This window comes from Neoroseomonas soli, from assembly GCF_018129065.1.
Taxonomy (GTDB): Bacteria; Pseudomonadota; Alphaproteobacteria; order Acetobacterales; family Acetobacteraceae; genus Neoroseomonas; species Neoroseomonas soli.
Window position 1 is genome coordinate 1 of record NZ_JAAEDM010000039.1, and the last position, 18,751, is coordinate 18,751.

Consider the following 18,751-nt stretch of genomic DNA (forward strand, 5'->3'; position numbering starts at 1 on the left):
CCACGACGGGCGGTGCGGTCACCGCGACCGATGCCGACGACGGCGCGGTGCTGACCTACGCCCTGGCCGACCCGGACAATGCCCCGGCGGGGCTGGTGTTCAATCCCGACGGCAGCTGGACCTTCGATGCCGGCAGCTACGACAGCCTCGCCAAGGACGCGACGCTGCCGCTGAATGTCGGCTTCACCGTCACCGACCAGCACGGCGCCACCGGCAGCGGCACCCTCGCCATCACCGTCACCGGCGTGAACGATGCCCCCGAGGCGCAGGACGCGACGGCGGGGGTCTTGGAGGACGCCACGACGGGCGGTGCGGTCACCGCGACCGATGCCGACGACGGCGCGGTGCTGACCTACGCCCTGGCCGACCCGGACAATGCCCCGGCGGGGCTGGTGTTCAACCCCGACGGCAGCTGGACCTTCGATGCCGGCAGCTACGACAGCCTCGCCAAGGACGCGACACTGCCGCTCAATGTCGGCTTCACCGTCACCGACCAGCACGGCGCCTCCGACAACGGCACCCTCGCCATCACCGTCACCGGCGTGAACGATGCCCCCGAGGCGCAGGACGCGACGGCGGGGGTCTTGGAGGACGCCACGACGGGCGGTGCGGTCAGCGCGACCGATGCCGACGACGGCGCGGTGCTGACCTACGCCCTGGCCGACCCGGACAATGCCCCGACGGGGCTGGTGTTCAACCCCGACGGCAGCTGGACTTTCGATGCCGGCAGCTACGACAGCCTCGCCAAGGACGCGACACTGCCGCTCAATGTCGGCTTCATCGTCACCGACCAGCACGGCGCCTCCGACAACGGCACCCTCGCCATCACCGTCACCGGCGTGAACGATGCTCCCGAGGTCTCCAGTGCCTCGGCGACCGTGAACGAGCTGGCCGACCAGACGAATTCCGCCACCCTGTTGACGACGAACGGCGCTGTCGCCTTCGCCGACGTCGATCTTGCCGATGTCGGGCACACGGCAAGCAAGGTCAGCGTGAGCCTGGGCGGCACGACGAGCGGCCTGGCCCCGCTGACCCAGGCCGATCTCCTGGGCTTCGTTTCCCTGGGAACGGTCACCAAGGCCGCCGGGAGCGCCGCAGGCGACGTAGCCTGGACGTTCGGAGCCGCGGACAAGACCTTCGACTATCTGAAGGCGGGCGAGTCAGTCACGCTCACCTACACCGTGCGGGTCGATGATGGCGACGGCGGGCAGGGAACCGGGACGGTCGCGATCACCGTCAACGGCGCAGCGGAGCCGATCCTCACGGCAATGCTGCCTGCACCCTTCACCGGCGTCGGCGACCCTTCGGATACCGTGACGGGAACCCCGGGCAGTGGCGGCCCGGGCGGTAACAACGACACGATTATCGGCAGCAGCGCGGGTGAATCACTCTCCGGTGGCGGGGGCGATGATCTGATCATCGGCAGGGGCGGCAATGACACCCTGGATGGCGGCAACCTGGATGACACGCTGTACGGGGGCGAGGGCAACGACACGCTGCTCGGAGGCAACCAGAACGATCATCTCTTCGGGGGCTCTGGTGTCGACTCGCTTGTCGGTGGTCAGCAGAACGACGTCCTGATCGGGGGCTATGGCACCGACATCCTGACCGGAGGCACCGGCAACGACATCTTCCGGTACCTCCACGCCAACGACACGAACGACGTCGTCACCGACTTCACGCCGGGCGAGGACAAGATCGACCTCTCCGCGCTCTACAGCGGGACGCTCGGCTTCCAGGCCGTGCAAAGCCAAGCCTTCACTGCAGCCAACAACGTCGCGTGGTTCCAGACGGGCGGGAACACCGTCGTCATCGTCGACCTCGATGGAAATACAGCCAACGCTGAACTGATGATCACCCTGAACGGGCTGAAGGGCCTCCAGGCAAGCGACTTCGTCTTGTGACCTGACCTCTGCCGGCGAGGCCGCGGACCTCCGCGGCCTCGCTGCCCCCTGGGCCTGCCTGTCCCCGCCAACCACTCGGTCGCCTCCACGGCTGCCATCCCGGCGATGGAAGAACCACCACGGGCGGCGGTGCCGAAACGGTGATGCGCATGCGCCAAGCCTGCCGCGCATCTCGGTGATATGCCTGCACTATCCGGAGGCATGCCCATGTCCACCCTCGACGAAGAAGACCCCGTCTGCCCCCCCGCGCCGCCCGGGATCGAGACGGTCATCATCCCCCGCGCCCACGATGTCGGTGGCTTCGAGGTGCGCCGCGCGCTGCCGGCGCGCGAACGCCAGATGGTCGGGCCCTTCATCTTCTTCGACCAGATGGGGCCGGGCGAGTTCCTGACCGGCAAGGGCCTCGACGTCCGGCCGCACCCGCATATCGGGCTGTCCACGGTCACCTACCTCTTCGAGGGCGAGATCCTGCACCGCGACAGCCTCGGCACCGCGCAGCCGATCCGTCCCGGGGCGGTAAACTGGATGACCGCAGGGCGCGGCATCGTCCATTCCGAGCGCACGGACCCGGCGCAGCGCGACCGGCCGCGGCGGATGTTCGGCATCCAGTCCTGGGTGGCACTGCCGAAATCCGCCGAGGACAGCGCCCCCGCCTTCGCCCACCACGACGCCGCCGCGCTGCCGCTGGTGGAGGAGAACGGCCTCCGCATGCGATTGGTCGCGGGGGAGGGCTGGGGCCTGAAGGCGCCCGTCGCCGTTTCCTCACCCCTGTTCTACGCCGATGCCGTGCTGGCACCCGGCGCCAGGCTGCCGCTGCCCGCGGAGCACGAGGAGCGCGGCGCCTATGTCGTCCAGGGCTCGGTCGAGGTCGCCGGCACGCGCTTCGAGGCCGAACGCATGCTGGTGTTCCGCGCCGGGGACGCTCTGGCCCTGACCGCGGGGCCAGAAGGTGCGCGACTCCTGATGCTCGGCGGCGCCGCGATGGACGGGCCGCGCTACCTCTACTGGAACTTCGTCGCTTCCAGCCGCGAGCGGCTGGAGCAGGCGAAGGCCGAGTGGAAGGACGGCCGCTTCCCGAAGGTTCCAGGCGACGAGAAGGAATTCATCCCGCTGCCGGAAGGCCGGGTGACGGTCCGGGCGGCGACCCGCCCGGACTGAAGCGCCACGGTTCCGGCTTTGTGCGCGGTGCGGTCCCGGCCGGCTGCGCCGCGCCGCGCGGTGGTGCAGGGGAATGCCGGACAGGTTCGCCCTGACGGATTTTGCCGTTGGGGTTACACGGCCGCCCTTGGATAATTACTGCAAAAACAATTAGATAGAAAAAATACCTTGCGTCGAAACTCAGTCAATCTCACGTTCGCGACGCTTCGCTTCCGTCCAAAGCGTTTCCATGCGCTCCAGCGTCGAATCCGCAGGCGTTAATCCTTCATATTGAAGGGTTTGTTCGATGTATCGAAAGCGACGCTCGAATTTCCGGTTGGCGCCGCGGAGACAGACCTCCGGGTCCAGATCGAGCTTCCGGGCGAGATTGGCGAGGACGAACAGCAGGTCCCCGACCTCGTCTTTCAATCTTTCAGGATCAATCTCTTCGCTGGAAATACGGAGTTCCGAGCGCAGCTCCTCCGCCTCCTCCTCCAACTTGTCCAGCACCGCCGCCGCATCCGGCCAGTCGAAGCCGACCCGACCCGCGCGCCTCGTCAGCTTCGCCGCCCGGGTCAGCGCGGGCAGGGTGGTCGGGATGCCGGCGAGGGTGCCGGATTCCGCCCGCATCGCGCGCTCGGCTTCCTTCTGTGCCTCCCAGGCGGCGGTCTGCTGCTCGGCGCTGCGGGCTTCCTCCGCGCCGAAGACATGCGGGTGGCGACGGATCATCTTGTCGGCGATGGCGGCGGCCACGTCGGCGAACGCGAACCAGCCGCGCTCCTCCGCCATGCGGGCGTGGTAGACGACCTGGAACAGCAGGTCGCCGAGTTCGTCCAGCAACGATGCCGGGGCGCCACGCTCGATGGCGTCCTCGACCTCGTAGGCCTCCTCGATGGTGTAGGGGGCGATGGACGCGAAATCCTGAACCTGGTCCCAGGGACACCCGGTGTTCGGGTCGCGGAGGCGTGCCATCACGTCGAGGAGGTGACGCAGGGCGTCGTCCGGGGGCGGGGCAGGGGTATGCTTGGCGGTCATCGGCGGGTCCGGGCGGCTGGTCCCTTGCGCTCATGCCCGCTCCGGCCGCAAAGCGGAAGGGGGCGGCGGGCCCGGCCATGCGCCCGGGCCCGCGCGAGGTCAGCAGAAGAGGTCCCGCACCTCGTCGCCGGTGACGCCGACAAGGATGATCCGGTCCGCCGTTCTCCAGCGTCACGCGCGCCGCATGCAGGTCGCGATGCGGGTCGAGCAGGGCGGCGAGTTCCCGTTATGTCGCGCCCTTCGCCACCGACGAGAACGCCAAGGCCGCTGATGACATCGTGCCCCTGGTCGCCCAGGGCGATGGCGGTGCCGCACAGGCGCGGATGAATGCCGCATAAGGTATATTATGGAATATTTTGGCACCGGCAAACACGCCGGACCGCCGGGCTCAGATCTCCTCGACCGCCGAAACCCCCGGCAGGACCTTCATCGCCTGCATCACCCGCGGGCCGATGTTGAAGCCCCCGGGCAGCGCGAGTTCTACCTCCTGGCCCGGCCCTGTGCGCGGCACCAGCACCACGCGGCCCCGGCCGCGGCCCTCCCGCGTCAGGATGGCGCGGATCGGGTCGACGGCGGCGATCCCATCGAGCCATAGCCGGACGCCGCCGCCCGCGCCGCTCGCCGCCTTCTCGAGGCTTTCGACATCGTTGGCGGTCAGGCGCAGCGCCTCGCCCTCCATGCGGGCCTCGGCGGTCACCAGCACGGCGTTGCCCTCGGCCAGCAGGTCGCGGGACCGGTTCAGGACTTCCGAGAAACAGGTCACCTCGAAGGATCCCTGGGTGTCGGACAGGCGCACCCAGGCCATGCGGCTGCCGGTCTTGGTCGTGCGCTCCTTGGCATTTACCACCGTGCCGGCGAGCTTCAGCCGCGACGCGCCGGACTGCGCCCGATCCGCGATCAACGCCGAGGGCGTGACGCCCAGCCGCTGCAGCGCCTTGCGGTAGGTATCGAGCGGATGCGCCGAGAGATGGAAGCCGACCGCCTCGGCTTCATGCGCGAGGCGTTCCAGCAAGGGCCAATCGGGGACATCCGGCAGGCGCAGCGGCTCATTTCGTTGCGAATCCGCCCCGAATAGGCCGATCTGGCCCGACCCGCGCTCCTCGGCGCTCGCCTGGGCACGGCGCAGGATCGTTTCGGCCCCGGCCATCACCTTGGCACGGTTCTTCTCCAGGCCCTCGAAGGCGCCGGCGCGGGCCAGGTTCTCGATCTGCATCTTGTTGAGCAGCTTCGGATCCACCCGCGCCGCCATCTCGGCGAGCGAGGCAAAGGGCCCCTCGGCGTCCCGCGCCTTCACCAGGTCCTTCATCGCGGCCTCGCCCACGCGCTTCACGGCGGAGAGCGCGAAGCGGATCGCCTCCTTGCCCTCGGCCGTGGTCCCGACGCGGAACTCGACGCCCGAGCGGTTGATGTCCGGCGGCAGCACCGGGATGCCGAGGCGCGCGGCCTCCTGCATGTGCCCCGCGAGCTTGTCGGTGTTCGACATGTCGAGCGTCATCGACGCCGCCAGGAAGGCGACCGGATGGTTCGCCTTCAGCCAGGCCGTCTGGTAGCTGACGAGCGCATAGGCCGCGGCGTGCGACTTGTTGAAGCCGTAGTCCGCGAAGCGCTCCATCAGGTCGAAGATCTCGGCCGCCTTGGCGGGCTCGATGCCGCGCTTCTCGGCGCCCTCGCAGAAGATCTTGCGCTGCGCCTCCATCTCGGCGCGGATCTTCTTGCCCATGGCGCGCCGCAGCAAGTCCGCGCCGCCGAGCGAATAGCCCGCGAGATCCTGCGCGATCTGCATCACCTGTTCCTGATAGACCATGATGCCGTAGGTCTCGGACAGGATGTGCATGATCGCGGGATGCGGCGGCTCCCAGGCCTCACCGAGCTTGCGCGCGCAATAGGCGGGGATGTTCGCCATCGGGCCCGGTCGATAGAGCGCCACCGCCGCCACCAGGTCCTCGAAGCGGGAGGCGCGCATCTGCCTGAGGCAGTCCCGCATCCCCTGCCCTTCGAACTGGAACACGCCGGCCGCATCGCCCTTGGCCAGCATCGCGTAGGTCTTGGGGTCGTCGATCGGAATGGCGGAGATATCGATGTCGGTGCCCTGCTCGCGCAGGATGCGCAGCGCGCGCTCGATCACCGTCAGCGTCTTGAGGCCGAGGAAGTCGAACTTCACCAGGCTCGCCGCTTCCGCGTACTTCATCGAGTACTGCGTCACCAGCATGGGCGAGCGTGGATCGCGGTAGAGCGGCACGATATCGACCAGCGGCCTGCGCCCGATCACCACGCCCGCCGCGTGAGTGGACGCGTTGCGGTAGAGCCCTTCCACCTGCAGCGCGATATCGAGCAGGCGCGCCACCTGCTCGTCGTTGTCGCGCATCTCCTGCAAGCGCGGCTCGCCCTCGATGGCCTGCGCGAGCGTCACCGGCTTCGCCGGATTGAACGGGATCAGCGAGGCGATCTTGTCCACCTGCCCATAGGGCATGCCGAGCACGCGCCCCACGTCGCGCACGGCCGCCTTCGCCTGCAGCTTGCCGAAGGTGATGATCTGCGCGACGCGGTCGGCGCCGTATTCGCGGACCACGTACTGGATCACCTCGTCGCGCCGTTCCTGGCAGAAGTCGATGTCGAAGTCGGGCATCGACACGCGCTCGGGGTTCAGGAAGCGCTCGAACAGCAGCCCGAAGCGCAGAGGGTCGAGATCCGTGATGAGCAGCGCCCAGGCCGCGACGGAACCCGCGCCCGAACCGCGCCCCGGCCCAACCGGAATGGGCGGCGTCTGCGCCTTCGCCCACTGGATGAAGTCCGCGACGATCAGGAAGTAACCCGGGAAGCCCATCTTCTCGATGACGCCGAGTTCGTATTCGAGGCGATCCCGATAGACCTTGCGCTTTGCCTCGTCCGGCGGCGGCTGCATGGCGTCGAGGCGCTTCTCCAGCCCCTCCGTCGCCATGGACCGCACCGTCTCCGCCTCGGTCATGCCCGGCGTCACCTTGGGGCAGATCGGCAGTTCGGGCTTCTTGCTCTCGGCCATCACCGCGCACATGCGCGCGATGGAGAGCGTGTTGTCGCAGGCGTCCGGCAGGTCCGCGAAGAGCGCGCGCATCGTCGCCGCCGGCTTGAACCAGTGCTCGGGCGTCACGCGCCGGCGTTCGCGCTCGGCCATGGTGCGGCCCTCGGCGATGCAGAGCAGCGCGTCATGCGCCTCATGCATTTCGCGCTTTGCGAAATAGACGTCGTTCGCCGCGACGATGGGCAGCCCGCTGCGCTGGGCGAGCGACAGCAGCCCGCTTTCGATCGCCTTTTCCTGCGGCAGCCCGTGGCGGTGCAGTTCCACGGCCAGCCTGTCGGGAAAGGCCTCCCGCAACGCATCCAGGATGCGCGCCGCGGTATCGCGCCGCCCGTCGCCGATCAGTCGCGCCACCGGCCCCAGCGTGCCGCCCGTCAGCAGGAAGATGCCCTGCGCATGTTCCCGCAGCAGGTCCAGCGTGATCGCCGGCCGCCCGGATGGATCGTCCCGCAGGTATCCCTTCGAGGACAGCTTCTGCAGGTTCTCGAGCCCCGCCGCGTCCATCGCCAGCGCCACCAGCGGATCGGGGTTCTGCCGGGCGATGTCCGGGCGGTCGGGGTCGGCCTCCGCGCGCGTCAGGAACAGGCGGCAGCCCATGATCGGCTGCACGCCCTTCTTCGCGCAGTACTCGGCGAACTCCAGCGCGCCGAACATGTTGGCGCTGTCCGTCAGCGCCACCGCCGGCATGCCGTTGTCCTTCGCCAGGCTGGCGAGCTTGTCCGCCGTGATGGCGCCCTCGCTCAGCGAATAGGCGGAATGGACATGCAGGTGGATGAAGGAGGTCTGGTCACTCATCTCAGGACTCGCCGGCGCCGCCAGGGTAGCACGGCGCAGGCGGCCTGGCCCCGCCCCATGCGGGAAAGCGCGTCCTCCTTCCGCCGCGGTTTCGGCAAGGTCCTGCTCGCCAGGGCGCGGCCACGGCACGGCCCTTGCTGTTGTTGCGGGACCGGGGCGCCGCGGTCAGGATCGGCGCCGAACCGATATCCACGGAGGCCCCCGATGCGCCTGCTGCGCGCCACCGCCCTGATCCTGCCGGCGCTCGCCGCCGGACCTGCTTTCGCCCATGGCGGCCATGCGGAAGGTCTTTCCGCGGGCTTCACGCATCCGCTTCTCGGCCTGGATCATCTGGTGGCGATGGTCGCGATCGGCCTCTGGGCCGCGCAGGCGGGGATGGCCCGCGCCTGGGCGGTGCCGGCAGCCTTCCTCGCCGGCATGGCCGCCGGCATCGGCCTTGGCCTTGCGGCGGAACTGCCCGCATGGATCGAGCCTGGCGTCGCCGCGACGGTGCTGGCGCTCGGCCTTGTGGTCGCGCTGGCAGTGCCTCTCCCGGCCGCCTTCGCCCTGCCGCTCGCCGGCGCCTTCGGGTTGCTGCACGGCACGGTGCATGGCGGGGAGATCGGCGGTTCCGTCCTGCTGACGGCGCTCGGGATGCTCGGTGCCTCGGCGCTGCTGCACGCGGCGGGCTTCGCGGTGGGGCGCGCGGCGGCCGGGCGCGTGGCGCTGCTGCGGGCAGGCGGGGCGGGGATCGCGGCGGCCGGGGTGGCGCTGGTCCTCGCAGGCTGAGGATGGGGGGCTCTGCTCCCCTCGCCCGTCACCCCGCCGCGACCACCCGCCCTTCGGCCAGCGTCACGATCCTGTCCATGCGACGCGCGAGTTCCGGGTTGTGCGTCGCCACCAGGGCCGCGACGCCCTCCCCGCGCACATGCTCCAGCAATTCGTCGAAGACCCGGCCCGAGGTCCCGACATCGAGGTTCCCGGTCGGTTCGTCCGCCAGCAGGATGCGCGGCCGGTTCGCCAGCGCGCGGGCAATCGCCACGCGCTGCTGCTCGCCGCCCGAGAGCTTCCCGGGCCGGTGCTTCTCCCGCCCCGCCAGCCCGAAGGCCGCCAGCAACTCCTGCGCCCGCGCCGTCGCATCGCGCCGCGTCACGCCCGCCGCCATCTGCGGCAGGGCGATGTTCTCTTCCGCCGTGAATTCGGGCAGCAGGTGGTGGAACTGGTAGACGAAGCCGATCGTCGTGCGCCGGATCGCCGTGCGCGCGTCGTCCGACAGCGTCCCGGCCGCCTTGCCGTCGACGAAGACCTCGCCTCCGTCCGGCTTTTCCAGCAGCCCCGCGAGGTGCAGCAGCGTCGACTTGCCGGTGCCCGACGGCGCGACCAGCGCGACGATCTCGCCCGCCGCCAGCGCGAGGTCCGCACCGCGCAGCACGGGCAGGTCGCCCGCCTCGGTGTGGTAGCGCCGCTCGACGGCGGCGAGGCGCAGGGGCACGTCACTCATTCCGCAGCGCCTCCACCGGGTCGGTCTTCGCCGCGCGCCAGGAGGGATACAGCGTCGCCAGCAGCGACAGCACCAGGCCCATGCCCACCACCTGCGCCACCTCGTTGTAGTCGAGGATCGCGGGCAGCCGCGTGAGGAAATAGACCTCGGGACTGAACAATTCGGTCCCGCTCAGCGACTGCAGCGCCTGGCGGATGCTCTCGATGTTCCAGCAGAAGACCAGGCCAATCAGGAAGCCGGTCAGCGTTCCGATCACGCCGACGGATGCGCCGCAGAGCAGGAAGATCCGCATCACCGCCCCGCGCGTCGCGCCCATGGTGCGCAGGATGGCGATGTCCCTGCCCTTGTCCTTCACCATCATGATCAGCGAGGACACGATGTTGAAGGCGGCGACGACGATGATCAGCGTCAGGATCAGGAACATCACGTTCCGCTCGACCTGCACCGCGTTGAAGAAGGACGAATTGGCGTCCTGCCAGGACAGCACCTGCACGGGGCTGCCTGCCTTCTCGCGGATCTCCCGCATGATGCCGCGCACCCGCGTGGGGTCCTGGACGAAGACCTCGATCTGCGTCGCCGCGTCGCGCTGCTGGAAGAAGAGCTGCGCGGCCTGCAACGGCAGGAAGACGAAGGTGCTGTCGTATTCGTTCATGCCGACTTCGAAGAGCGCGGCGATGCGATAGGCCCGCACCCGCGGCACCGTGCCGAAGACCGTGGTGCGCCCCTGCGGGGAGACAAGCGAGACCGTGTCCCCCACCGTCACCCGCAGCCGGCTCGCGAGCCGCGTGCCGATGATGATGGCGTCCTCGCCCTGGAAATCCGCAAGGTTCCCCCAGCGCACGCCGTCCGCGACGATGCGCTTCGCCCGCAGGTCCTCCGGCCGGATGCCGCGCGCGAGCCCGCCCGAGGCGCCACCGGACTCGGAGGTGATGAGCACCTGCCCCTCGACGATCGGCGTCGCCGAGACGATGCCCTGGATGCCGCGGATGCGTTGGGTGACGGCGTCGAAGTCGCGGAAGGGCCCCTCGGCGGAATAGACGCCGATATGCCCGTTCAGACCGAGGATCCGGCTCAGCAGTTCCTGCCGGAAGCCGTTCATCACGCTGGTCACGATGATGAGCGTGGCGACGCCGAGCGCGATGCCGACCAGCGAGAAGATCGCGATGACCGACACGAACCGCTCGCCCTTTCGGGCGCGCAGGTAGCGGAAGGCGACGGCGCGCTCGAAGGGGTTGAACATGCGGCCGCTCAGGCCCCGCGAATCTTGGCGATGGCGTCCTCGAGCGAGACCTCCGCCCGCTCGCCGGTGGCGCGCCGCTTCAGTTCGACCTTGCCGGCTGCCGCCCCGCGCGGGCCGATGATGGCCTGCCAGGGGAAGCCCATCAGGTCGGCGTCGGCGAACTTCTCGCCGGCGCGCGCCGGGCGGTCGTCGTAGACCGCCTCGTCGCCGAGCCGGGCATAGAGGTCCTCGCACATCGCGTCCGTCGCCGCGTCGCCGGGGCGCAGGTTGAGGATCGCAGCCGCCCAGGGCGCCACCGCGTCGGGCCACTTGATGCCGGCCTCGTCGTGGTTCGCCTCGATCAGCGCACCGACCAGGCGGGAGACACCGATGCCGTAGGACCCCATCTCCGGGATCACCGGTGCGCCGTCCTGGCCCGCGACGGACAGGCCCATCGCGGCGCTGTACCTGGTGCCGAAGTAGAAGATGTGGCCGACCTCGATGCCCCTGCCCTCGCGGCGGCGGTCCGCCGGCACCGCTTCCCAGGCGGCGGCGTCATGCATCTCGTCGGTGGCGGCATAGGTGGAGGTGACGCGGTCGAAGAAGGCCTTCAGCCCTTCAATGTCGTCGGAGGAGACGTCGGCTCCCGCCCAATCCGTCGTCTCATAGGCCGCGTCGTAGAACACGCCGCTCTCGCCGGTGTCGGCGAGGATGATGAACTCGTGGGAGAGGTCGCCGCCGATCGGGCCGGTATCCGCCCGCATCGGCACCGCCGTCAGCCCCATGCGCTGGAAGGTCCGCAGATAGGCGAGGAACATCTGCCGGTAGGAATGCTGCGCGCCTTCCTGGCTGACGTCGAAGGAATAGGCGTCCTTCATCAGGAACTCGCGGCCGCGCATCACGCCGAAGCGGGGGCGCACCTCGTCGCGGAACTTCCACTGGATGTGGTAGAGGTTGCGCGGCAGGTCGCGATAGGACTTCGCGAACTGCTTGAAGATGTCGGTGACCATCTCCTCGTTGGTCGGGCCGAACAGCATCTCGCGCTCGTGCCGGTCACGGATGCGCAGCATCTCCTTGCCGTAGTCGTCGTAGCGACCGGACTCGCGCCACAGTTCCGCCGGCTGGATCGTCGGCATCAGGATCTCCTGCGCGCCGGCGCGGTCCTGTTCCTCGCGCACGATCTGCTCGACCTTGCGCAGCACGCGCAGCCCGGCGGGCAGCCAGGCGTAGATGCCGGCCGAGGTCTGCCGGATCAGCCCGGCGCGCAGCATCAGCCGGTGGGAGGCGATCTGCGCCTCGGCGGGGGTTTCCTTGAGCGTCGGCAGGAAAGCGCGAGAGAGGCGCACGGTCAGTCCTTTACGGCGGGAATCGCGGGCGAACCTACCGGCGTAGGGCGCGGGCCGGAAGGGGCGATGGCCGAAGCGCAGCGACGATCGATGCCATCCGCCAAAACCCTTCGGGACGACATTTTCGTACGCCGAAGGAGGAAAATGCATAATTTCCTCTTGTGAGCCCATAGGGGCCGACATAAAAAAAGGGGCCGCGCCCGGAAGGTCGCGGCCCAAGTTTAGGGAGGAAACGCCAGTCACACGGCAGGAAGAGAACCAACCTCTTCCTGAGGCCAAGGATGGCCGGCCGGGGCATGGCGAACAACGGAATTCAGGGCGGCGAGCGCCGAAAAAAGCGGCGTCCAGCCGCCTTTTGTCCGGGCGGCGAGCAGATTGTATTTCCGCTGCCTGTTTCGTGGTCAGTTCTGCGGCAGCGCCCATGGGCCGGTGCGGAAGGAGAGCCACTCGCTTCCCACCAGGTACCAGATGACCACCCAGATCACCGCGGTCAGCACCGTGGTGCCGAGCAGCTTCCAGCCCAGATTCGCCGCGACCGGCGTGCCGCGCCAGCCGCCTGCCCCGGGATCTCCCTCGGGATCGGGCCGCGTGCCGATCGGCAGGATGCAGAACAGGGCCGTCCACCACACCAGCAGGAAGACGATGACTCCGGTGAAGACTGACATGCGATATCCTTGGTCTCCGGCAGCCGGCGCTGCCAGGGGGGCGGCAGGCCGGTTCGGGCTGCCGCCGGAGGGGAATCGGTGAAATCGCTGCGCGTGGCAACGGCCCGGCGTCCGGGACGACCGATTCTCGCCGTGGTCCTGGCGGTGATCGGGCACCTCGGCCCCGCCCATGCCTCGGGCCGGGCCGACGAGACCCAGCCCGGCCAGGCACGACTCCACGACCCGGCCACGTCCCCGGACGGCCGGTGAGCGACGAAGTCCCCGCGCGAAAGCCCGGCGGGGCCTCCGCCCACGAGGCATGCGAGGCCGCACTCTCGCGCGGTGAGGAATGGCCCGGCCTGCCGGTGGTGGACCTTCCGCTCGGCAATGGCGGGCGCTGAGCGCACGGCGGCAACGGCGCGGGATCAGCCGCCGGCCAGTCGCTCCCGCAACCGATCGATCGCGGCCGGCCCATAGGGCGGCTCGGGCGAGACGCCCTCCCGCCGCGCGAATTCCGCCAGGGCCGCACGGGTCGCCGGGCCGTCACGGCCATCGACCGCCCCCGGCCAGCCGCCACGGACCATCAGCCCGGATTGGACGAAGCGCACCAGCGGGCGGTCCACGGTGGCGACGGGCCCCTGCGCCGTCTCGCCGCCGACACGGGCCGCCGCCGCCCGGGCGGCGGCCGGAGGAACGCGGGGCTGCAGCGCCTCCCGGTAGCGGCGGGCCGGGGTCACGCCTCGCCGCTCGGCGATGGAGAGTCGCGCGAGGGCCTCGGCCTCGTCGCGCGCGGTGCCCTCGCCGACGATCTGCATCAGCGCGAGGGCGTATTGCGCCTCGGGGTGCCCTCGCTCGGCCGCGCGCTGGAACCAGACGGCGGCCCAGGCGGGTTCGCGCCGCGTGCCCTCCCCCGCCTCGAGCAGCCGGGCGAGGCGGTATTGCGCCTCCTTGTTGCCCTGCTGCGCGGCGCGGTGCAGCCAGGGCAGCGCCGCTGCCGCATCCCGCCCGCCATCGGGACGATAGAGGTGTCCCGCAGCGACCATCATCTGCGCATCCGGATCGCCGAGATTGGCGGCAGCCTCGATCAGCCTCGCGGCGCCGTCCGGATCCCCCGCGGCGCCCCGTCGCGGTGGGTTGAGGGCACGCAGGCCGTCCCGGTAAAGCCGCGCCGCCTCCCGCCGCTCGGCGGCCGTCGGCGCGGGCGGGGCGGCGCTCGGCACATCCGCGGAGGTCTGCAGCAGCGCACAGGCCGAGAGCAGCGAGAGCGCGACCGCCAGCACCCCGCGCGCCAGACCATGGCGGCGCGGCCAGCCTCCTCGACGCGCGGCTCCTCGTGCCTCCGATCCGCTCGGCATGGCGCGAGCCTAGAGCAGACGCCGTCCGGGCGAAATCACGGATCGGGTGTGGAGGCTGCCCAGGACAGCGGCGCAGACCGGTCGCCGCGAGCCGCTGCGAACCGAAGCCGCTCCGCCGTCGCCGCAGCGGCCGGGTGCGTTGATCCCCCTGCGGCTATACGCGCAGGAGGTGGATCTCGACCGTCGGCCGCTTGCGAAGTCGCCGCCCGACCGCCTTGCGCAGCGCGCTGCGCGCGGCTTCGCGCAACTGGTCGTCCTCCCGCCGCAGGGCGGCGGGCAATTCGCCCATGGCCCGGCGGAGGTCGGCGGCGATCATCGCCGGTTCCGGGTCCCCGGTCTCGAACAGGCCGGGGGCGGAAATCTGCGGGTCCGCCAGCACCTTCCCCTGCCCGTCCACGGCGAGCGAAGCCATCACCACGCCGTTGAACATCATCCGCCGGCGGGCGGCGATGACGCTCCCGTCCATCGGCAGCAGCCGGTCCCCATCCACCGCCAGGCGCCCGGCGGGCACGCCCTCCACCACCTCCGGCCGGTTACCGGACAGGCGCAGCACGTCGCCATCCTCGATCAGGAAGGGGACCGCGCCGCAGCCGGTGGCGAGCGCGCCGTGTTCCTGCATGTGCCGCCATTCGCCGTGCACCGGCACCGAATAGCGCGGCTTGACCAGGGCATAGAGGCGCCTGAGCTCGTCCCGCGCCGGATGGCCGGAGACATGGACCATGTGGTCCTCATCCGTCATCACCCGGCAGCCGCGGCGTACCAGCCCGTCCTGGATGCGCTGGATGGCGCGCTCGTTCCCCGGGATGCGGCGGGAGGAGAAGATCACCGTGTCCCCTTCCCCCAGCGCGATGTTGGGGTGCGTGTCCTCGGCGATCTTGGCCATGGCGGAGCGCGGCTCGCCCTGGCTTCCGGTGCAGATCAGCAGGATCTCGTCGTCGGGCAGGAAGCCGGCTTCCTCCTCCGGCACGAAGGGAGGGATCGACTTGAGGTAGCCGCAGTCGCGCGCCGCCTGCTCGATGTTGCGCAGCGAACGACCGAACAGCGACACCTGCCGCCCCGCCGCCCGCCCGGCCAGTGCGATGGATTCCAGCCGCGCGACATTGGAGGCAAAGCCGGTCACGGCGATGCGCCCCTTCATGCCGCGGATCAGTGCGGCCAGGTTGCGGCGCACTTCGGCCTCGCTGCCCGAATGGCCTTCCACCATGGCGTTGGTGGAATCGCAGACCATGGCGAGCACGCCCTCCTCGCCCAGCGCGGCAAAGGCCGCCTCGTCCGTCCGCGGGCCGATCAGCGGGTCGGGGTCGAGCTTCCAGTCGCCGGTATGCAGCACCGTGCCGTGCCGCGTGCGCAGCACCAGCGCCTGGGATTCCGGCACGGAGTGCGCAACCGGCAGGTATTGGAGGTCGAAGGGCCCAAGCGTGAAGCGCGCGCGCGGCTGCGTCACGACAAGGGGCACTTCCTGCACCATCCCGGCTTCGGTCAGCTTGCGCGTCAGCACCGCCGCGGCGAAGGGCGTGGCGTGGACGGGGCAGCGGAACTGGCGCCAGAGATGCACCACGGCGCCGATGTGGTCCTCATGCGCATGGGTGATCACCAGCCCGACCAGCCGGTCGCGGCGCTCCGCCAGCCAGGCCGGGTCGGGGACCATGACATCCACTTCCGGGTTGTCATGCCCGGCGAAGCCGATGCCGCAATCGACCGCGAGCAGCGCGCCGTCGCAGCGATAGACGTTGAGGTTCATGCCGATCTCGCCGGTCCCGCCCAGCGGGAGGAAGGCAAGGTCGCCGGAGACGGCGTTCATCGTTGTCAGTCGGAATCCGATCGGAGGGGGTCGCGCAAGGCGCTGTGGTGGAAAACGGGTGTCGGGTTGCGGTCGGAAAGGAGGCGCAGGCCTTCCAGCGTGATGTCGGGGTCGGTCTTCTCGATGACAAGGGTGCCTTCGGCGAAGAGCGGCGCCAGCCCGCCGGTGGCGATGACCTTCAGCGGCTTGCCGTACTCGGCATTGATGCGGGCGACAAGGCCTTCGATCAGCCCGACATAGCCCCAGAAGATGCCGGACTGCATGGCAGGCACGGTGGAGCGGCCGATCACCACCTGCGGCCGGCCGATGCCGATGCGCGGCAGGCGGGCGGCGGCCTGGTGCAGCGCCTCGATGGAAAGGTTGATGCCCGGGGCGATGACGCCGCCGAGATAGGCGCCGTCGGCATCCACCACGTCGAAGGTGGTGGCGGTGCCGAAGTCGATCACCACCAGCGGGCCGCCGTAGTAGACATGGCCGGCAAGCGCGTTCAGCAGGCGGTCGGCGCCGACCTCGTTCGGCTGGTCGACCTTGATCTCGAAGCCCCAGTTCAGCGGGGCGCGGGCAATCAGGGGCTCGGTGTCGAACCAGTCGCGGCACACGCGGCGCAGGTTGTAGAGCGCGGCCGGGACGACCGTGCCGATGACGCAGCGCGTGATGCTGTTGGCGTCGATCCTGGCGTGCTGGAACAGCGACAGCAGCCACACCGCGTATTCGTCCGAGGTGCGGTCGGCGCGCGTCGCGATGCGCCATCGGCCACGCCATTCCTTCCCGTCATGGACGGCGAAGACGACGTTGGTGTTGCCGGCGTCGATGGCGAGCAGCATGGTCAGGCGACCTCTCCCGAGGCGATGGCGTGCACGCGGCCGCCGGTGGTGAGCAGCAGGCTGCCATCCTCCGCCAGCCCGGCGAAGCGGCCGGCGATCTCCGCCCCATGGCGGCGGACGGCGAGATGGGTGTCGGGCGCCGGTCCGCGGGCGAGCCAGGCGGCACGGATGGCGCCGAAGCCTTCGGCCAGGCGCTGGGCGCGGCGGCGGTCGAGCGCGGCCAGCAGGGAGCGCGCGAATTCCTCCGGCGGCGGCGGCGCGATCCCTGCATCCGCCAGGCAAGCCGTGGCGCGGCCGGGCACTTCCGGCGCGTGGGCGAGGTTCACGCCGATACCGAGGCAAAGCCAGGCGATGCCGCCGCGATCACCGGCGACGACCTCGGCCAGGATGCCGGCGGCCTTGGCGCCGCCCAGCATCAGGTCGTTCGGCCATTTCAGGGCCAGCGACGCGGGGTCCGGCAGCAGTGGCGCGACCGCATCCGCCAGCGCGACGGCCGCGAGCAGCCCCCATTGCGGCGCATGGCGGAGCGGTTCCGTCGGGCGCAGCAGCACCGAGAGATGCAGGTTGCCCGCGCGGCTTTCCCACGCCCGCCCCTGCGTGCCGCGCCCCGCGGTCTGGCGGCGCGCGAGCACGGCGAGGCCTTCCGGCTCGCCGGCCCCGGCGAGTTGCGCCACCAGGTCCGAGGTGCTTGGCAGCGCCTCGTGGATGCGCAGACGGAAGCGGTCCGGCGTCACCCCAGCAGGGCGGCGACGGCCGCCTGCGCCGCGGCGACCAGCGGCGCCGGGTAGATGAAGAACAGGACGGTGAAGAGCCCCGACGCCGTCATCACGAAGGAGACGCTCCCCGCCCGGGCGTCCAGCGCGCCGACGGGCTCGTCGAAGAACATCACCTTCACGATGCGCAGGTAGTAGAAGGCCGAGACGACCGAGGCCAGCACGCCGACGATGGCGAGCGTCCACAGCCCCGCATCGATGGCCGCCTTGAAGACGAACATCTTGCCGAAGAACCCGGCGAGCGGCGGGATGCCGGCCATGGAGAACATGAAGATCGCCATCCAGACCGCCATGCCGAGGTCGGTCCTCGCCAGGCCGGCAAGGTCGCTGACCCGCTCGACCGCCCTGCCCTGCCGGCGCATCGCCACCAGCACCGCGAAGGCGCCGAGGGTCATCAGCAGGTAGATCGCCATGTAGATCAGCAGGCCACGCATGCCGGATTCAGACGCGGAAGCGAGGCCCACCAGCGCGTAGCCGACATGGCCGATCGAGGAATAGGCCATCAGCCGCTTGATGTTCTGCTGCCCGATGGCGGCGAAGGCGCCGAGCACCATCGAGAGCAGCGAGGTCAGCACGATCACCTGCTGCCACTGGCCGGCGAGGTCCCCGAAGGGCCCGCCCAGCACGCGGGCGAACAGCGCGATCGCGGCGACCTTCGGTGCCGCGGCGAAGAAGGCCGTCACCGGCGTCGGCGCGCCCTCGTAGACGTCCGGCGTCCACATGTGGAACGGCACGGCCGAGACCTTGAAGGCCAGTCCGACGATCACGAACACGAGGCCCACCACGACGCCCTGCGACGCCTTGGCCGGGTCCGACAGCGCATCGGCGATGCGGTCGAAGGAGGTCGTGCCCGCGAAGCCATACACCAGCGAGGCGCCGTAGAGCAGCAGCCCCGAGGCCAGCGCGCCGAGCACGAAGTACTTGAGCCCCGCCTCGGCCGAGCGTTCATCGTCGCGGTTGAAGGCCGCGACGACATAGAGGCTGAGCGAGAGCAGCTCGAGCCCGATGTACAGCGCCATCAGGTCGTTGGCCGAGACCATGACCATCATGCCGAGCGTCGCGAAAAGCAGCAGCACCGGATACTCGAACCGGTCCAGCCCTTCGCGCGCGTTGTAGTCGAGCGAGAGCACGACACCCGCCGCCGCGCCGAGCAGCACCAGCACCTTGGTGAAGCGCGAGAAGGCGTCGGAGACGAACTGCCCGCCGAAGGCGGTGCCTTCCGGCGCGCCGATCACCAGCACCGCCGTCAGCAGGAAGGCGCCGATCGCCGCCATGGCGCAGGCGAAGAAGGTGTTGCGCTTCGGCAGAACGCCGATGCCGAGGATGGCAAGCCCGCAAAGGGCCAGCACCAGTTCCGGCAGCGCGAGGGTCCAGGTCATCGGC

The 18,751-nt window shown here is 70.1% G+C and carries 15 protein-coding genes; 4 read left to right on the forward strand and 11 right to left on the reverse strand.

The window, feature by feature from the left end; translation table 11 throughout:
- Both GXW76_RS14420 and GXW76_RS14425 read left to right on the forward strand, forming a co-directional pair.
- Window positions 1-1,904: calcium-binding protein (locus tag GXW76_RS14420; RefSeq protein ID WP_211862787.1), on the forward strand; the 1,904-nt coding region annotated here is incomplete at its 5' end.
- Window positions 1,905-2,111: 207 nt separating this feature from the next.
- Window positions 2,112-3,062: a pirin family protein gene (locus tag GXW76_RS14425; RefSeq protein WP_211862788.1), complete on the forward strand. Its 951-nt coding sequence runs from the start codon at window positions 2,112-2,114 to the stop codon at window positions 3,060-3,062.
- Between the two features lie 180 nt (window positions 3,063-3,242).
- On the opposite strand, the gene mazG is transcribed toward GXW76_RS14425, so the two are convergent.
- Both mazG and dnaE read right to left on the reverse strand, forming a co-directional pair.
- The gene (mazG, locus tag GXW76_RS14430) at window positions 3,243-4,076 is read right to left on the reverse strand and encodes a nucleoside triphosphate pyrophosphohydrolase (RefSeq protein WP_211862789.1); all 834 of its coding nucleotides are present in this window, start codon (window positions 4,074-4,076) and stop codon (window positions 3,243-3,245) included.
- Between the two features lie 388 nt (window positions 4,077-4,464).
- Window positions 4,465-7,926 (reverse strand): DNA polymerase III subunit alpha, encoded by a 3,462-nt coding sequence (dnaE, locus tag GXW76_RS14435; RefSeq protein WP_211862790.1) that lies wholly within the window; start codon window positions 7,924-7,926, stop codon window positions 4,465-4,467.
- Window positions 7,927-8,130: 204 nt separating this feature from the next.
- On the opposite strand from dnaE, the gene GXW76_RS14440 reads away from it, so the two are divergent.
- A complete protein-coding gene (locus tag GXW76_RS14440) occupies window positions 8,131-8,694 on the forward strand; it encodes a HupE/UreJ family protein (RefSeq protein WP_211862791.1) in 564 nt (187 codons plus the stop codon).
- Window positions 8,695-8,722: 28 nt separating this feature from the next.
- Here the strand turns inward: GXW76_RS14440 and GXW76_RS14445 are convergent, their stop codons facing one another.
- The 4 genes from GXW76_RS14445 to GXW76_RS14460 form a co-directional block, all read right to left on the reverse strand.
- Window positions 8,723-9,406, reverse strand: coding sequence for an ABC transporter ATP-binding protein (locus tag GXW76_RS14445; RefSeq protein ID WP_211862792.1), 684 nt, complete (start codon window positions 9,404-9,406; stop codon window positions 8,723-8,725).
- On the reverse strand, window positions 9,399-10,646 hold the full coding sequence (locus GXW76_RS14450) for a lipoprotein-releasing ABC transporter permease subunit (RefSeq protein WP_211862793.1): 1,248 nt from the start codon (window positions 10,644-10,646) through the stop codon (window positions 9,399-9,401). The genes GXW76_RS14445 and GXW76_RS14450 overlap by 8 nt, the downstream gene beginning before the upstream one ends.
- 8 nt (window positions 10,647-10,654) lie before the next feature.
- Window positions 10,655-11,971 carry a proline--tRNA ligase gene (gene proS / locus GXW76_RS14455; protein ID WP_211862794.1) on the reverse strand — a complete coding sequence of 439 codons (1,317 nt, stop codon included), beginning with the start codon at window positions 11,969-11,971 and terminating at the stop codon, window positions 10,655-10,657.
- 401 nt (window positions 11,972-12,372) lie between these two features.
- On the reverse strand, window positions 12,373-12,636 hold the full coding sequence (locus GXW76_RS14460; RefSeq protein ID WP_211862795.1) for a DUF1467 family protein: 264 nt from the start codon (window positions 12,634-12,636) through the stop codon (window positions 12,373-12,375).
- Between the two features lie 245 nt (window positions 12,637-12,881).
- Between GXW76_RS14460 and GXW76_RS26000 the strand changes: the two genes are divergently transcribed.
- The gene (locus tag GXW76_RS26000; protein ID WP_272876073.1) at window positions 12,882-13,016 is read left to right on the forward strand and encodes a hypothetical protein; all 135 of its coding nucleotides are present in this window, start codon (window positions 12,882-12,884) and stop codon (window positions 13,014-13,016) included.
- A 24-nt stretch (window positions 13,017-13,040) separates the two neighbouring features.
- Here the strand turns inward: GXW76_RS26000 and GXW76_RS14465 are convergent, their stop codons facing one another.
- From GXW76_RS14465 to nuoN, 5 genes are all read right to left on the reverse strand, one after another.
- Complete coding sequence (locus GXW76_RS14465; RefSeq protein ID WP_211862796.1) at window positions 13,041-13,970, reverse strand: tetratricopeptide repeat protein; 930 nt, start codon at window positions 13,968-13,970, stop codon at window positions 13,041-13,043.
- Between the two features lie 154 nt (window positions 13,971-14,124).
- On the reverse strand, window positions 14,125-15,771 hold the full coding sequence (locus GXW76_RS14470) for a ribonuclease J (protein WP_211862797.1): 1,647 nt from the start codon (window positions 15,769-15,771) through the stop codon (window positions 14,125-14,127).
- Between the two features lie 5 nt (window positions 15,772-15,776).
- Window positions 15,777-16,595: a type III pantothenate kinase gene (locus tag GXW76_RS14475; RefSeq protein WP_211862798.1), complete on the reverse strand. Its 819-nt coding sequence runs from the start codon at window positions 16,593-16,595 to the stop codon at window positions 15,777-15,779.
- A 2-nt stretch (window positions 16,596-16,597) separates the two neighbouring features.
- The gene (locus GXW76_RS14480; RefSeq protein ID WP_211862799.1) at window positions 16,598-17,329 is read right to left on the reverse strand and encodes a biotin--[acetyl-CoA-carboxylase] ligase; all 732 of its coding nucleotides are present in this window, start codon (window positions 17,327-17,329) and stop codon (window positions 16,598-16,600) included.
- Window positions 17,326-18,747, reverse strand: coding sequence for an NADH-quinone oxidoreductase subunit NuoN (nuoN, locus tag GXW76_RS14485; RefSeq protein WP_211862800.1), 1,422 nt, complete (start codon window positions 18,745-18,747; stop codon window positions 17,326-17,328). The genes GXW76_RS14480 and nuoN overlap by 4 nt, the downstream gene beginning before the upstream one ends.
- Window positions 18,748-18,751 lie beyond the last annotated feature (4 nt).